General features: G+C 63.2%; 12 protein-coding genes. 7 read left to right on the forward strand and 5 right to left on the reverse strand.

The window, feature by feature from the left end:
* Positions 1-53: 53 nt before the first annotated feature.
* Together glpD and AB4Z53_RS09290 are read right to left on the reverse strand one after the other, a co-directional pair.
* Positions 54-1,571 (reverse strand): glycerol-3-phosphate dehydrogenase, encoded by a 1,518-nt coding sequence (gene glpD / locus AB4Z53_RS09285; RefSeq protein WP_441595609.1) that lies wholly within the window; start codon positions 1,569-1,571, stop codon positions 54-56.
* A gap of 131 nt (positions 1,572-1,702) precedes the next feature.
* On the reverse strand, positions 1,703-2,467 hold the full coding sequence (locus AB4Z53_RS09290) for a DeoR/GlpR family DNA-binding transcription regulator (RefSeq protein ID WP_113541004.1): 765 nt from the start codon (positions 2,465-2,467) through the stop codon (positions 1,703-1,705).
* A 172-nt stretch (positions 2,468-2,639) separates the two neighbouring features.
* Here AB4Z53_RS09290 and AB4Z53_RS09295 point away from each other — a divergent pair, with 172 nt between their 5' ends.
* The 7 genes from AB4Z53_RS09295 (at position 2,640) to AB4Z53_RS09325 (ending at position 10,646) form a co-directional block, all read left to right on the forward strand.
* Positions 2,640-3,407 carry an SDR family NAD(P)-dependent oxidoreductase gene (locus AB4Z53_RS09295; protein ID WP_441595610.1) on the forward strand — a complete coding sequence of 256 codons (768 nt, stop codon included), beginning with the start codon at positions 2,640-2,642 and terminating at the stop codon, positions 3,405-3,407.
* A gap of 159 nt (positions 3,408-3,566) precedes the next feature.
* Positions 3,567-4,463, forward strand: coding sequence for a LysR family transcriptional regulator (locus AB4Z53_RS09300; RefSeq protein ID WP_441595611.1), 897 nt, complete (start codon positions 3,567-3,569; stop codon positions 4,461-4,463).
* A gap of 175 nt (positions 4,464-4,638) precedes the next feature.
* Positions 4,639-5,118 carry a formate dehydrogenase subunit gamma gene (locus tag AB4Z53_RS09305; RefSeq protein ID WP_441595612.1) on the forward strand — a complete coding sequence of 160 codons (480 nt, stop codon included), beginning with the start codon at positions 4,639-4,641 and terminating at the stop codon, positions 5,116-5,118.
* Positions 5,115-6,671, forward strand: a complete 1,557-nt coding sequence (locus AB4Z53_RS09310; RefSeq protein ID WP_113541008.1) for a formate dehydrogenase beta subunit — start codon at positions 5,115-5,117, stop codon at positions 6,669-6,671. Before AB4Z53_RS09305 ends, AB4Z53_RS09310 begins: the two co-directional genes overlap by 4 nt.
* Positions 6,672-6,682: 11 nt before the next feature.
* Positions 6,683-9,562, forward strand: coding sequence for a formate dehydrogenase subunit alpha (gene fdhF / locus AB4Z53_RS09315; RefSeq protein ID WP_441595613.1), 2,880 nt, complete (start codon positions 6,683-6,685; stop codon positions 9,560-9,562).
* 21 nt (positions 9,563-9,583) lie between these two features.
* Positions 9,584-10,423 carry a formate dehydrogenase accessory sulfurtransferase FdhD gene (gene fdhD, locus AB4Z53_RS09320; RefSeq protein WP_223725747.1) on the forward strand — a complete coding sequence of 280 codons (840 nt, stop codon included), beginning with the start codon at positions 9,584-9,586 and terminating at the stop codon, positions 10,421-10,423.
* On the forward strand, positions 10,413-10,646 hold the full coding sequence (locus AB4Z53_RS09325) for a formate dehydrogenase subunit delta (RefSeq protein ID WP_113541011.1): 234 nt from the start codon (positions 10,413-10,415) through the stop codon (positions 10,644-10,646). The genes fdhD and AB4Z53_RS09325 overlap by 11 nt, the downstream gene beginning before the upstream one ends.
* A gap of 146 nt (positions 10,647-10,792) precedes the next feature.
* Here the strand turns inward: AB4Z53_RS09325 and AB4Z53_RS09330 are convergent, their stop codons facing one another.
* From AB4Z53_RS09330 to rocD, 3 genes are all read right to left on the reverse strand, one after another.
* Positions 10,793-12,577, reverse strand: coding sequence for a methyl-accepting chemotaxis protein (locus AB4Z53_RS09330; protein WP_441595614.1), 1,785 nt, complete (start codon positions 12,575-12,577; stop codon positions 10,793-10,795).
* A gap of 431 nt (positions 12,578-13,008) precedes the next feature.
* Positions 13,009-13,488: a chemotaxis protein CheW gene (locus AB4Z53_RS09335; protein ID WP_113541013.1), complete on the reverse strand. Its 480-nt coding sequence runs from the start codon at positions 13,486-13,488 to the stop codon at positions 13,009-13,011.
* 283 nt (positions 13,489-13,771) lie between these two features.
* On the reverse strand, positions 13,772-14,977 hold the full coding sequence (rocD, locus tag AB4Z53_RS09340; RefSeq protein ID WP_441595615.1) for an ornithine--oxo-acid transaminase: 1,206 nt from the start codon (positions 14,975-14,977) through the stop codon (positions 13,772-13,774).
* Positions 14,978-14,989: the final 12 nt, after the last annotated feature.

Raw genomic sequence — 14,989 nt, forward strand, 5'->3', positions numbered from 1 at the left:
ACGCAGAAACCGCTGCGCGATTTCGCTGGAAATGCTTCTGAATGCGAGCGTCCTCAGGCGGCTGCGTTAGCCGMGCCCCGCATGTATTCCTCCAGCGCTGCCGCCTCGCCGGGCGTCAGCTTCAGTCCCAACTTGGTCCGGCGCCACAGCACGTCCTCGGCGTGCCGTGCCCATTCCTGCGTCATCAACCACTGGACCTCGACCTCGTAGAGATCGGCGCCGAAGCGGTGGCCGAGGCCGGCCTCGTTCGAAGCCGAACCCAGAAGCGCCGCGGCGCGTGTGCCGTAAAGGCGCACGAGGCGGCGGGCATGTGCGGGGGCAAGGAAAGAGTATTGTTTCCGCAGCCTTGCCACCTCATCGGCATAGCCTTGAGCCGGAAAATCACCGCCCGGAAGCTTCGATCCGGCCGTCCATTTCGCCCCTTTGACGCCGATCGATTCACCGATCTTGTCCAGCGCGGATTCGCCGAGGCGGCGGTAGGTCGTGAGCTTGCCGCCGAAGACATTGAGCAGGGGTGCTGTGCCCTTGTCGCCCTCGACGCGCAGCACGTAGTCGCGCGTTGCTTCCTGTGCCTTGCTGGCGCCGTCGTCATAAAGCGGGCGCACGGCCGAATAGGTCCAGACGATGTCGTCCTTCCTGACCGGTTCCAGGAAATACTCGCTCGCCGCGCCGCAGAGATAGTCGATCTCGGCGTCGCTGATGCGGACGTCCGAGGGATTGCCCGCGTAATCGCGATCGGTTGTGCCGATCAGCGTGAAATCTTCTTCGTAAGGGATGGCGAACATGATGCGGCCATCCGGGTTCTGGAAGAAATAGGCGCGCGGATCGTCGAACTTCTTCTTCACCACGATGTGGCTGCCCTGCACGAGGCGGACATTGTGGACATCGTTCTTGCCGAGCGCGCCGGAAAGCACCGCATCGACCCAGGGGCCGGCGGCATTGATGAGCATGCGGGCCTTCAGGGTCTTGCGTTCGCCCGTCGCCTGGTTTTCGGTTTCGATCGTCCAGAGCGCGCCGTCGCGGCGCGCGGAGACGACACGGGTGCGCGCCATGATGACGGCGCCGCGGTCTGCTGCGTCGCGGGCGTTCAAAACCACGAGGCGGGCATCATTGACCCAGCCGTCGGAGTATTCGAATGCCTTGTTGAACAGGGGCTTCAGCGGCTGGCCGGCTGGGTCGCGGTTCATGTCCAGCGTCGCCGTCGCCGGCAGCAGCTTTCGGCCGCCGATATGATCGTAAAGGAAGAGGCCAAGGCGGATGAGCCAGGCCGGTCGCAGGCCACCCTTGTGATAGGGCAGCACGAAGCGCATCGGCCAGATGACATGCGGCGCCATCGCCCAGAGCACTTCGCGTTCCATCAGCGCTTCGCGCACCAGCCGGAACTCGTAATGTTCGAGATAGCGCAGGCCGCCGTGAATGAGCTTGGTGGAGCCGGAAGAGGTGCCGGAAGCGAAATCGTTCATTTCGGCCAAGGCGACCGAATATCCGCGGCCGACCGCGTCGCGCGCGATGCCGCATCCGTTGATGCCGCCGCCGATGACGAAGACGTCGTAGATTGCCTGCTCTGACACTGCTGTTTCCCCTCCACGTTTCGCGATGCACAAATTGATGCGTCAGCGAAAGTGAAATCAGTTAAAACGAAAACATATCGAATGTCAAACGAATGCGCCCCGAATCTTTAGGGGTGCCTAATCCTCCCGATTCAGGCGTCGGTTTCGATCAGCCGAACGTCCTGTTCGGCACAGATTTTCCTCACGTTTTCGAGCGTGCAGCGATCGGTGATGAAGGTCTGGACCTGCGAGATATGACCGATGCGCACCGGCGCGGTTCTTTCGAACTTGGTCGAATCGGAAACGAGGATGACGTGGCGTGCATTGGCGATGATCGCCTGCGCGACTTTCACTTCGCGGAAATCGAAATCGAGCAGCGCGCCGTCATGGTCGATCGCCGAGGCGCCGATGACGGCGAAGTCGACCTTGAACTGCTTGATGAAGTCGACGGCCGCCTCGCCGACGATGCCGCCGTCGGAGCCGCGCACGACGCCGCCGGTGATCACCACCTCGATCGAGGGGAAGACGCGTAAGCGGTTGGCGACATTGATGTTGTTGGTGATGACCATCAATTCCTTGTGGTCGAGAAGAGCCTCGCCGACGGCTTCCGTCGTGGTGCCGATATTGATGAAGAGCGACGCATTGTCGGGGATGAGTTCGGCGGCAGCCTTGCCGATTGCCTGTTTCTCCGGCGCCGCGATCTGGCGGCGGGCATCGTATTTGACGTTTTCCTTGCCGCTCGGGAAGATCGCACCGCCGTGAATACGGTTCAGAACCTTGGCGTCGCAGAGATCGTTCAGGTCCTTTCGGATCGTTTGCGGCGTCACGGAAAAGCGCTGCGCCAGCTCTTCCACGAGCACGCGACCTTCGCCTTTTGCCAGCTCCAGGATCTCCGCCTGCCGACCTGTCAGATACATTCCATCCTCCTCATTTTCGTTTTCTTTCATAATATGCGAAAACGAAAGCTGCGCAATTTCCTAAATCGGCGTTTATCGTGAAACCGGTTTCGTCGTGGTTTAAAATATCGGAGCGCGTTGCATTCGTTTCGGCGATGGGCGACGCTGCCCGAGGAATGAAGAGGGGAAAGACATGTTTCATCCGGCCTTGTTCAAAGGCATGACCGTCGTCGTCACCGGGGCCGGGCGCGGCATCGGGCTGGAGGTGGCGCGGCAGTTTCTGGATTGCGGCGCGCACGTGCTGGTTCATGCCGGCCGGTCGATCGGTGAATTGCCCGATTTTCTCGAATCGGCGGCAACGGAAGGCCGGGCGCATGTCGCCACTGCCGACTTCCTGGCACCGGGTGGTGTCGAGGGGCTGGCCGATGTGGTGCGCAGCCGGTTCGACAACGTCGATATCCTCATCAACAATGCCGGCACGATGGTCGGTCGCTTTCCCGCGGCGGAGCTCACTGACGAGCAGTATCAGACCGTCGTCCAGCTCAACCAGACGGCGGTCGTCGAGATGACGCGGGCCATGCTGCCGCTGCTACGCAAGGGCACGCATCCGGCGGTCGTCAACACGGTGTCGATCTCGGCTCTGACCGGGGGCAGTGCCGGCTCTTCGATCTATTCGGCGACCAAGGCTTTCGTTTCCACCTATTCCAAGGCGCTGGCCCGCGAACTCGCGCCCGAGGGGATCCGGGTCAATTGCGTCTCGCCCGGCACGATTACCACCGATTTCCACGAACGCTATTCGTCGCCGGAGAAACTGGAGGCGACCCGCAAGACCATCCCGCTCGGGCGGCTTGGAACGGCGGAGGATTGTGCGCCTGCCTATCTCTTCCTCGCCTCGCATGCGCTGTCGGGCTACATCACGGGGCAGGTGCTCGAGGTCAATGGTGGCCAGTTGATCGTTTGAGCGGTTGATGAAGTCGGCTGCGGCGTCCGCTGGCTTCGTCCACTCCATTCGGGGCTCGCATCCTGAAGGGGCTACCACGCGAAGCGCCACGTCCCCTCGCCCCGCAAGCGGGGAGAGGGTCAGGGTGAGGGGCAGAGCCACAATAACTGAAAGCCGGATATGATCGATAAGCTGGAAATGTTCCTCGTCCTTGCGCGCGAACGGCATTTCGGTCGCGCGGCGGAGGAATGCGGGGTGACGCAGCCGACGCTGTCGGCGGCCATTCGTCAGCTGGAGGGTCAGCTCGGTGTCATGCTCGTTAGCCGTGGTTCGCGTTTCCAGGGGCTGACGCCCGAGGGTCAGCGGGTGCTCGAATGGGCCCGGCGCATTGTCGGCGACACCCGCACCATGCGGGAGGAGATGCGGGCGGCGCGCAAGGGTCTTTCCGGGCATATCCGGCTTGCCGCGGTGCCGACGACGCTCGCCATGGTGCCGATGCTGACGGCGCCGTTCCAGGAAAAGCACCCGGACGTCACCTTTTCCGTGCTGTCGACGACATCGGTGCAGATCCTGGCGCTGCTCGAAAACCTCGAGATCGATGCCGGCTTGACCTATCTGGAGAACGAGCCGCTCGGCCGGGTGACCAGCGTTCCGCTCCAGGTCGAGCGCTACCACCTCGTCACCGCCGCCGGCACGCCGCTTTCGGAGCGGGAAAGCGTGACGTGGAAAGAGGTTAGCGACGTTCGGCTTTGTCTATTGACGGCCGATATGCAGAACCGCCGCATCATTAACCAGCATTTCGCAGAGGCCGGCGCCGTGGCCAAGCCGACGCTCGAATCGAACTCGATGATCGTGCTTTTTTCCCATGTGCGCACCGGTCGCTGGGCCAGCATCATGCCGTTCAACGTCGCGAAATCATTTGGTTTTCACGAGGATATCCGGATGATCCCGATCGTCGATCCGGACGCCCGTCACACGGTCGGCCTGGTTGCGACGCATCGCGAACCGTTTACGCCACTCGTCTCCGCTTTGCTGCACGAGGCGCGTATCCTGGGTGAGCGAAATCAGGCTCGATAGATTTTTTCTATCGATCGACGGAACAGCCTTATTGACCCATGGGGTCATAAGCGCGAAGCTTTTTGATCATGGCCGGAGACCGCCGAGGAACGGCCTTCGCCAGAAGTGAAATGTCGGCTGGGCCGATCGCCCGTTTCGGGTGTCGCCGCCTCGCCACGAGCCGGGAGGGCTCCCGTTGAATATCCATCAGCCGCGCGCCGATATCGCGGATACCACGCTCGCCATCGTCGAGGCGCTGAAGGGGCTCGAAGGGCCCCTGCTGCCGATCCTGCACGAGATCCAGGAAGAATTCGGCTATGTGCCGCAGGAATGTCTGCCGGTGATAGCGCGCGAGCTCAACCTGTCGCGCGCCGAAGTTTACGGGGTCATGACCTTCTACCATGACTTCCGCGAGCTTCCGGCCGGGCGCCACGTGCTGAAGCTCTGTCGGGCCGAAGCCTGCCAGTCGATGGGCGGCGATCAGCTTGCCGAGCGGGCGAAGCGGTTGCTCGGCATCGATTTTCACCAGACGACCCCGGATGGCGCCGTGACGTTGGAGCCGGTCTACTGTCTCGGGCTCTGTTCGTGCGCACCCTCCGCCATGCTCGACGGAGAGGTGCATGCCCGGGTCGATGCCGCTGAGCTCGAAGCGCTCGTTCAGGAGGCCCGGCGATGACGGTCAAGATCTACATCCCGCGCGATGCAGCGGCGATAGCGCTCGGTGCGGAGAAGGTTGCCAAGGCCATGGCCGAGGCGATCGGCGCACGCGGCCTCGACGCCACGATCGTGCGCAACGGTTCGCGCGGCATGCACTGGCTGGAACCCCTGGTCGAGGTGGAAACGGCGGGTGGCCGTGTTGCCTATGGCCCGGTCAAGGCGCGTGACGTGATCTCGCTGCTGGATGCCGGCCTGCTCGACGGCGACGATCATGCGCTCTGTCTCGGCAAGACCGAGGACATCCCCTTCCTCAAGCAGCAGACGAGACTGACCTTTGCCCGCTGCGGCATCATCGATCCACTGTCGCTCGACGACTACCAGGCCCATGGCGGGCTCGCCGGTCTGCGCAATGCCATTGCCATGGCGCCGCAGGACATTGTCGCGCAGGTGACCGAAAGCGGCCTTCGCGGCCGTGGCGGCGCCGGCTTTCCGACCGGCATCAAGTGGAAGACCGTTCTCGACGCCGCGGGCGACCGGAAGTACATCGTCTGCAACGCCGATGAAGGCGATAGCGGCACCTTCGCCGACCGGATGATCATGGAAGGCGATCCCTTCGTACTGATCGAGGGCATGGCGGTCGCCGGCATCGCGACCGGCGCCACCAAGGGCTTCATCTACACCCGGTCAGAATACCCGCATGCGATCGCGGCGATGGCCGAGGCGATCGAGATCGCCCGCAAGGCCGGCGTGCTCGGCACCTCGGTGCTCGGCTCCGGCCGTGCCTTCGACATGGAAGTGCGCACCGGCGCCGGCGCCTATGTCTGCGGCGAGGAAACGGCGCTCCTGAACAGTCTCGAAGGCAAGCGTGGCATCGTGCGGGCCAAGCCGCCGCTTCCGGCCCACAAGGGCCTCTTCGACTGTCCGACCGTGATCAACAACGTCATCTCGCTCGCCTCAGTCCCCATCATCATGGACAAGGGCGCTGCCTACTACCGCGACTTCGGCATGGGCCGGTCGCGCGGCACGATCCCGATCCAGATCGCCGGCAACGTCAAGCATGCCGGCCTCTTTGAGACCGCCTTCGGCCTGGCGCTCGGCGAGATCGTCGATCACATCGGCGGCGGTACGGCAAGCGGCCGGCCGGTGAAGGCCGTGCAGGTCGGCGGCCCGCTCGGCGCCTATTTCCCGCGGGCGCTGTTCGACACGCCGTTCGACTACGAAGCCTTTGCCGCACGTGACGGCCTCATCGGCCATGCCGGAATCGTCGTTTTCGACGATACAGTCGACATGCTGCACCAGGCACGTTTCGCGATGGAGTTCTGCGCGGTCGAAAGCTGCGGCAAGTGCACGCCTTGCCGCATCGGTTCGACGCGCGGTGTCGAGGTCGCCGACAAGATCGCCGCCGGCATCGAGCCGGAGAAGAATCGCGAACTGCTCGCCGATCTCTGCAACACGATGAAGTTCGGTTCGCTCTGTGCGCTGGGCGGCTTTACGCCCTATCCCGTCATGAGCGCCATGACCCATTTCCCGGATGATTTTCAGCCGGCACCGCGCGTTGAAGCGGCGGAGTGAGGAGGAAGACCATGTCTCTCATTCATGAAATCGACTACGGCACTCCTGCTTCGAAGTCCGAAAAGCTGGTGACGCTTACGATCGACGGGCGCGAGGTCACCGTGCCCGAGGGTACCTCGATCATGCGCGCGGCGATGGATGCCGGCATCGAGGTGCCGAAGCTCTGCGCCTCCGACATGATGGATGCCTTCGGCTCCTGCCGCCTCTGTCTCGTCGAGATCAAGGGACGCGCCGGCATGCCGGCCTCCTGCACGACGCCGGTCGCAGCCGGCATCGAAGTCTCCACCCAGACGCCGCGGCTGAAGGATGTGCGGCGCGGGGTTATGGAGCTCTATATCTCCGACCACCCGCTCGACTGTCTGACCTGTGCGGCCAACGGCGATTGCGAACTGCAGGACATGGCCGGTGCCGTCGGCCTGCGCGACGTGCGCTATGGCTATGAGGGCGAGAACCACGTCACGGCGCGCAACAATGGCGAGATCAACGCCAAGTGGATGCCGAAGGACGAGTCCAATCCCTATTTCACCTATGATCCGGCCAAATGCATCGTCTGCTCGCGCTGCGTGCGCGCCTGCGAGGAAGTGCAGGGCACATTTGCGCTGACGATCGGCGGCCGTGGTTTCGACAGCCGCGTTTCGGCCGGCATGGCCGAAGATTTCCTGTCGTCGGAATGCGTGTCCTGCGGCGCCTGCGTGCAGGCCTGTCCGACCGCGACGCTCACCGAGAAGTCGGTGATCGAGATCGGCCAGCCCGAGCATTCGGTCGTGACGACCTGCGCCTATTGCGGCGTCGGCTGCTCGTTCAAGGCGGAAATGCGCGGCGAAGAACTGGTGCGCATGGTGCCGTGGAAGGACGGCCAGGCGAACCGCGGCCATTCCTGCGTCAAGGGTCGCTTCGCCTATGGCTATTCCAACCACAAGGACCGCATCCTCAACCCGATGATCCGCGAGAAGATCTCCGATCCCTGGCGCGAGGTCACCTGGGAGGAGGCCTATGCGCATGTGGCTTCCGAGTTCCGGCGGATCCAATATCAATACGGCCGCGATTCCGTCGGCGGCATCACCTCGTCGCGCTGCACCAATGAAGAGACCTATCTGGTGCAGAAGCTGGTGCGCGCCGGCTTTGGCAACAACAATGTCGACACCTGTGCCCGCGTCTGCCACTCGCCGACCGGATACGGTCTCGGCCAGGCCTTCGGCACGTCGGCCGGCACGCAGAACTTCGACAGCGTCGAATTCACCGATGTCGCGGTCATCATCGGCGCCAACCCGACCGACGGTCATCCGGTCTTCGGCTCGCGGCTGAAGAAGCGGCTGCGCGAAGGCGCCAAGCTGATCGTCATCGATCCGCGCCGCACCGACATCGTGCGCTCGCCGCATGTGGAAGCCGCCTATCACCTGCCGTTGAAACCCGGCACCAACGTCGCGATCCTGACGGCGATCGCGCACGTGATCGTTACCGAAGGCCTCTCGGACGAGAAGTTCATCCGCGAGCGCTGCGACTGGTCGGAATATGAGGACTGGGCAGCCTTCGTTGCCGAACCGCAGCACAGCCCGGAGGCGACGGAAGCCTATACCGGCGTGCCGGCGGATCTCGTGCGTGGCGCGGCAAGGCTCTACGCCACGGGCGGCAACGGCGCGATCTATTACGGTCTCGGCGTTACCGAGCACAGCCAGGGCTCGACCACCGTCATGGCGATCGCCAACCTCGCCATGGTCACCGGCAACATCGGCCGGCCGGGCGTCGGCGTGAACCCGCTGCGCGGCCAGAACAACGTGCAAGGCTCCTGCGACATGGGCTCGTTCCCGCACGAGCTGCCGGGCTATCGCCACATCTCCGACGATGCTACCCGCGAGACTTTCGAGAAGCTCTGGGGCGTCGAGATCTCCAACGAGCCCGGCTTGCGCATCCCCAACATGCTCGATGCCGCGGTCGACGGCACCTTCAAGGCCCTTTACATCCAGGGCGAGGACATCCTGCAGTCGGACCCTGACACCAAGCATGTGGCCGCCGGCCTCGCCGCGATGGAATGCGTCGTCGTGCACGACCTGTTCCTGAACGAGACAGCCAACTACGCCCACGTGTTTCTGCCGGGCTCGACCTTCCTCGAAAAGGACGGCACCTTCACCAATGCGGAGCGCCGCATCAACCGGGTGCGCAAGGTGATGACGCCGAAGAACGGCTATGCCGACTGGGAAGTCACGCAGAAGCTCGCCCAGGCCATGGGCCTCAACTGGAACTACCGCCACCCCTCCGAAATCATGGACGAGATCGCCGCGACGACACCGAGCTTCGCGCTGGTTTCCTACGACTATCTCGAGAAGATGGGTTCCGTGCAGTGGCCCTGCAACGAGGCGCATCCCGAGGGATCGCCGATCATGCATGTCGATGGCTTCGTGCGCGGCAAGGGCAAGTTCATCCGCACCGAATATGTTGCGACGGACGAACGCACCGGCCCGCGCTTCCCGTTGCTGCTGACGACAGGCCGTATCCTCAGCCAGTACAATGTCGGCGCCCAGACGCGGCGCACAGACAACGTCGTCTGGCATGCGGAAGACCGCCTGGAAATCCATCCGCACGATGCCGAACAGCGCGGCATCCGTGACGGCGACTGGATCAGGCTGACCAGCCGTGCGGGAGAAACGACCCTTCGCTCGCTGATCACCGATCGCGTCGCGCCCGGCGTCGTCTACACGACCTTCCACCATCCGACGACGCAGGCGAACGTCATCACCACCGACTTCTCCGACTGGGCGACGAACTGCCCGGAATACAAGGTGACCGCGGTGCAGGTGATGCCGTCGAACGGGCCGTCCGACTGGCAACAGGATTACGACGAGCAAGCCCGCCAGTCGCGCCGGATTTCCGGCAAGCTGGAGGCGGCGGAGTGACGGCTCGCACCGCGATCGATCATGGCGACGTTTAAAACATCCAAGACCGTACCCGAGGCCGCTCGCCGCAACGGCGCGCTTCGGGACGGCGCGCGTGCCGTGCCCGAGGAGACGCCGATTGCCTTCAGCTATGGTGGTTCGACCCATGCGGTGATGATGGCGACACCCGGTGATCTCGAGGATTTCGCCGTCGGCTTCAGCCTGACCGAGGGCATCATTACCGATCCCGGTCAGATCGAAACGGTCGAGGTCGTCGCCGAGACGGTCGCCGGCAATCTCGGCATCGACTTGCAGATCGTGCTTCAGGACGAAGAGAACGACATGCTGCGCAAGCGCCGCCGCCACATGGCGGGGCCGGTCGGCTGCGGCCTTTGCGGTATCGAATCGATCGAGCAGGCGGTGCGGCCGACGCCGGATGTTTCCCGCTCGAAGCTGACGCTGTCGCAAGAGGATGTGGTTTCGGCCGTGTCGCTGCTCAACGGCCAGCAGCCGCTGCATTTCGAGACGCGCGCCGTGCACGGTGCCGCTTTCTACGTCCCGGGCCGCGGGCTCATCGCAGTCCGTGAGGATGTCGGTCGCCACAATGCCCTCGACAAGCTGGTGGGTGCTGCCGCGCGCGCCGGCTTCAAGGGGAGCGAGGGCGCCGTCGTCGTCACCAGCCGCGTGTCCGTCGAGATGGTGCAGAAGACGGCCGTCGTCGGCAGCCCCGTCATCATCGCCATTTCGGCACCGACGGCGCTTGCCATCCGCACGGCCGAAGCCGCGGGCATGACGCTGATTGCGCTCGTGCGCGGCGATGAATTCGAGATTTTCACCCATGCCGAACGTATCAAGTCCGGAGCTGTCGCCGATGTCGCATGACAACACCAACGCCAAGCTGATCTACATGGCGAACCAGATCGCCACTTTCTTCAAAAGCCAGCCGCAGAGCGAGGCGGCCCAAGGCGTCGCAACCCATATCAACAAATATTGGGAGCCGCGCATGCGGCGCAAATTGTTCGAGCACATCGACAAGGGCGGCGAGGGGCTGACGCCGCTGGTGCTGGAAGCGGCGCCGAAGATCAAACGTCCGGAAGCCGCCTAACCCGCCTTCACCACCGCGGCAGGCTCTACGCGCTCAGCCGATAGAGCGCTTTTCCAAACGGGCACTTCTCCTGAAAAGATTTAAGGGAAGGCGACGACCGGTCGCCGCCTTCCCCATTCCCGAGCGCGGGGTGCAGGGATGTGCGCTCAGAAATTCTGCCAGCCATCCGCGGCCGGTGCCGCGGCAAGGCTTGTTCTTTGGCCGCCGCGCATGGCGCGGGCGGTTGAATGCAGCCGGGTCGGCTGCGCGCGATCGTCGAAGTGGCGGTTCGCGTCGATGATCTGGGCTTCGTGGCCGTAGCGGAACTGCCTCAGGAGTTCGTGCAAGGCTTCGGCTTCGCGGGCCATGGCGTGGCTTGCGGCCGTGCTTTCCTCGACCATCGCGGCGTTCTGCTGGGTCGCCTGGTCCATCGAGTTGACCGCCTGGTTGATTTCCTTGAGGCCGGTCGATTGTTCGCGGGCAGCCTCGACGATCGCCGAGACGTTGGCGTTGATTTCCTGGACCTGGGTCAGGATTTCTTCGAGGGCCGTGCCGGTCTGGCCGACGAGCGACACGCCGTTTTTGACGTGTTCGGTCGAGGCGCCGATCAGCGCCTTGATGTCCTTGGCCGCACTGGCTGATCGTTGCGCCAGTTCGCGCACCTCCTGGGCGACGACTGCAAAACCCTTGCCGGCTTCTCCGGCCCGCGCTGCCTCGACGCCGGCATTGAGCGCCAGGAGGTTGGTCTGGAAGGCAATGTCGTCGATGACGCCGATGATGTTGGAGATTTCGCGGGACGATTGTTCGATCTGACCCATTGCGCCGATGGCGCTCTTGACCACGTTGCCGGAGCGCTCGGCGCCGGCCTTGGTCTTGGCGACCAGCCCGCCCGCCTCTTCAGCGCGGCGGCTGGAGTCGGCGACCGTCGTGGTGATCTCGTCGAGCGCTGCGGCGGTCTCCTCGACGGAGGCCGCCTGCTGTTCCGTGCGTTTTGACAGGTCGTCGGCGGCGGCGCGGATCTCGCGGGCACCGGAAGCGATCGCGCTGGCGTTGTCGCCGACGGTGCGCATTGCCTCGCGCAGCTTGGCGGTCGCATCGTTGAAGTCAGTCCGCACCGTTTCCATGCTGGGCACGAAGGGCGTGTCGAGGCTGCGGGTCAGATCGCCTTCGGCGAGCGCTCTCAGGCCGGCGCCGAGGCTGTTGATCGCGCTCATGCGCTCACTGACGTCGGTCGCGAACTTGACCACTTTGTAGACCTTGCCGCTGAAGTCGCGGATCGGATTGTAAGCGGCCTGGATCCAGATTTCCTTGCCGCCCTTGCCGTAACGCACGAACTCGTTGGAGAAGAACTCGCCGGCGGCGAGACGCTTCCAGAAGTCGGCATATTCAGCGGTGCGGGCGTAGTTCGGCTCGCAGAACATACTGTGATGCTTGCCCTGGATTTCCTGGAGGTTGTAGCCGAGGGCGGCGCAGAAGTTTTCGTTGGCGGTCAGGATCTCGCCCGATGGCGTGAACTCGATCACCGCCTGCGAGCGGGAGATCGCGTCGAGCTTGCCGGCGTCCTCGGTCGCCCGCGCCTTGGCTGCGGTGATGTCGGTCGCGAGCTTCACGACCTTGTAGGGTTTGCCGTTGCGGAAAACCGGGTTGTAGGTCGCCTGGATCCAGATTTCGCGGCCGCCCTTGGTGATGCGCTTGTAGGCATTGGCGTCGAATTCGCCGCGGCCGAGCCGGGCCCAGAAGTCGCGGTATTCCGGCGTCTGGGCGTATTCTGCAGAGCAGAACATGCGATGGTGCTGGCCGACGATTTCCTGGAGGCTGTAGCCGAGCGCCTGGCAGAAGTTTTCGTTGGCGGTCAGGATCTTGCCGGTCAGGTCGAACTGGATGATCGCTTGCGATTTTGAAAGTGCGGCGACGATCTGGTTCGCATCCGCGATTTTCCCGAGAGTGAACATGATAACCCTCTGATCTGGTTCGTGGTTCAGACCGGTGTTCGTGCGTGCTGTCGACAGGGCTTGCGGGGCCAAAGCGGCGCAACTCTCTGGACAAGGACAAAGGCCGGCTTGCCGAAAATGTCTGGTCCGTTCTACGGCCGGCCCTTCCGGGTCAGCGGCTTCGTGCTTCGTTGGGAGAGTTCGAACTACCGGGCTTCATGCCCAAGGCGCCGTGTTTATGCAATCTAGGTTAGTAACAGGACTATTAAGCGGATGTTAAAATAGCAACTATCAAATTTCAGTTGCAAAAACTCACATGCCGCATCTGAGTTGAATTAGTAGATTCTTTATTTCTAATTCTCAATGATTGCCGAGTCGGCAATGCGAAAAAACAAAGGCCACCCTGCGGTGCAGGATGGCCTTGACATAGCTTGTGGCTGGCTGATGCGAAATCAGGCGGCCATTTCTTCGACCTCACGTTCCTTGAACATGCGTGCCAGATTGAGGAAGCAGATCATGCCGTTCTCATTGGCGATGATGCCTTCGGCGAAGCTCTTGTCGAAGGACGCGGTCACTTCCGGTACGGGCTGCACCTGGCTGCCCTGAACGGTGAGGATGTCGGAGACGCGATCGACGACGAGGCCGATCACCATGTTGTGCACTTCGGCAACGACGATAGCGCTGCGCTCGTTGGCGGTCGTCGATTTCATGCCGAGCTTGTGGGCGAGGTCGATGATCGGGATCACCGTGCCACGCAGGTTCATGACACCGATTACTTCCGGCGGCGAATGCGGAATGGGGGTCGACGGCGCCCAACCGCGGATTTCGCGGATCGTCGTGGTCTTGACGCAGAATTCCTGATCGTGGAGGCGGAACGCAATGATCTCCAGCGTCTCGCCGTCGAACCCGGCCGTCCTGAGTGTGCTTGTCATCGAAGGTCCTTCCAGCTTTCCGGTCGACGCCCGTGGGCGCGACATCGCCAAACTCGAGATGTCTCCGCATGGCTGCCGGCGCAAGGGAACGCGGCGATGTTCCGTCGGGGAGAAATCCTTACAGTCCGCCGATCACATCCGGCGGGGCGCAGCTGCATCATGCGCGGAGGAACCGCTTTGCGCTTTGGGAAGGGACTATAGGCCGGGATTCGTTAAGACTTGCTTTTGCAAGCGTTTACGAACGATCTGCCCCGCAAACGATCGGGGCAGATCGGAACTGATATCAGGCGGAGGCGAGGACGGCCGCGAAGTGCTCGATCGCCCAATCCACCTGATCGGCGGTAATGACGAGCGGCGGGGCGATGCGGATGGTGTCGCCGTGGGTGTCCTTGGCAAGGATGCCGCGTTCCTTCAGCGCTTCGCAATATCTGCGGGCGCCGCCGGCTTCCGGGACCAGTTCCACCGCGAGCATCAGGCCGCGACCGCGCACGTCCTTGATGATGTTGGAGCGGATGTCGGTGAGGCCCTTCTGGAAGCGCTCGCCCATCTGTGCCGAGTTTTCGATCATGCCTTCTTCGGTCAGCGCCTTCAGCGCCGCGCGGGCGATGGCGCAGGCGAGTGGGTTTCCGCCGAAGGTGGAGCCGTGCTGGCCCGGCTTCAACACGCCGAGTACTTCGGAGTTCGAAAGCACGGCCGAGACCGGGTAGAAGCCGCCGGACAACGCCTTGCCGATCAGCGTCACGTCGGCCTCGATGCCTTCGTGCTCCTCGGCAAGCAGCTTGCCGGTGCGGCCGAGGCCGGTCTGGATTTCGTCGAGGATCAGCGTGATGCCGTGCCTGGTGCAGAGCTCGCGCACCGTCGTGAAGTAGCCGACCGGCGGGACGATGACGCCGGCTTCGCCCTGGATCGGCTCGACCAGGAAAGCGACGGTGTTTTCGTTGATCGCAGCGCGGAAGGCCTCGATGTCACCGAAGGGCACGACCTTGAAGCCCGGTGCGAACGGGCCGAAGCCGGTGCGGGCATCCGGATCGGTCGAGAAGCCGACGATGCCCATGGTGCGGCCATGGAAGTTATTGGAGCAGACGATGATCTCGGCGCGGTTCTCGGCCACACCCTTGATCTCGTAACCCCACTTGCGCACGGCCTTGACCGCGGTCTCGACGGCTTCGGCGCCCGAGTTCATCGGCAGCACCTTGTGCGAGCCGGTCAGCGCTGCGATTTCTTCGTAGAAATGCGCGAGCTGGTCATTGCGGAAAGCGCGGGAGGTGAGCGTCAGCTTCTGCGCCTGCTCCATCATCGCCTGCAGAATCTTCGGATGGCAGTGGCCCTGGTTGACGGCGGAATAGGCCGAGAGGCAATCGAGGTAGCGATTGCCCTCCATATCCCAGACATAGACGCCTTCGCCGCGCGAGAGCACCACGTCGAGCGGCTTGTAGTTATGCGCGCCTAGCCGGTATTCGGTTTCAATCAGGGCTGCCGTCGTACTCATGCATTGTCCTCC

The sequence above is a fragment of the Ensifer sp. 2TAB8 genome (genome assembly GCF_052115125.1).
Classification (GTDB): Bacteria; Pseudomonadota; Alphaproteobacteria; order Rhizobiales; family Rhizobiaceae; genus Ensifer.

Coding starts and splice junctions, on each gene's coding strand:
- AB4Z53_RS09290 (WP_113541004.1), bottom strand. CDS start 2,467: ATGTATCTGACAGGTCGGCAGGCGGAGATCCTGGAGCTGGCAAAAGGC.
- AB4Z53_RS09295 (WP_441595610.1), top strand. CDS start 2,640: ATGTTTCATCCGGCCTTGTTCAAAGGCATGACCGTCGTCGTCACCGGG.
- AB4Z53_RS09300 (WP_441595611.1), top strand. CDS start 3,567: ATGATCGATAAGCTGGAAATGTTCCTCGTCCTTGCGCGCGAACGGCAT.
- AB4Z53_RS09310 (WP_113541008.1), top strand. CDS start 5,115: ATGACGGTCAAGATCTACATCCCGCGCGATGCAGCGGCGATAGCGCTC.
- fdhF (WP_441595613.1), top strand. CDS start 6,683: ATGTCTCTCATTCATGAAATCGACTACGGCACTCCTGCTTCGAAGTCC.
- fdhD (WP_223725747.1), top strand. CDS start 9,584: ATGGCGACGTTTAAAACATCCAAGACCGTACCCGAGGCCGCTCGCCGC.
- AB4Z53_RS09325 (WP_113541011.1), top strand. CDS start 10,413: ATGTCGCATGACAACACCAACGCCAAGCTGATCTACATGGCGAACCAG.
- AB4Z53_RS09330 (WP_441595614.1), bottom strand. CDS start 12,577: ATGTTCACTCTCGGGAAAATCGCGGATGCGAACCAGATCGTCGCCGCA.
- AB4Z53_RS09335 (WP_113541013.1), bottom strand. CDS start 13,488: ATGACAAGCACACTCAGGACGGCCGGGTTCGACGGCGAGACGCTGGAG.
- rocD (WP_441595615.1), bottom strand. CDS start 14,977: ATGAGTACGACGGCAGCCCTGATTGAAACCGAATACCGGCTAGGCGCG.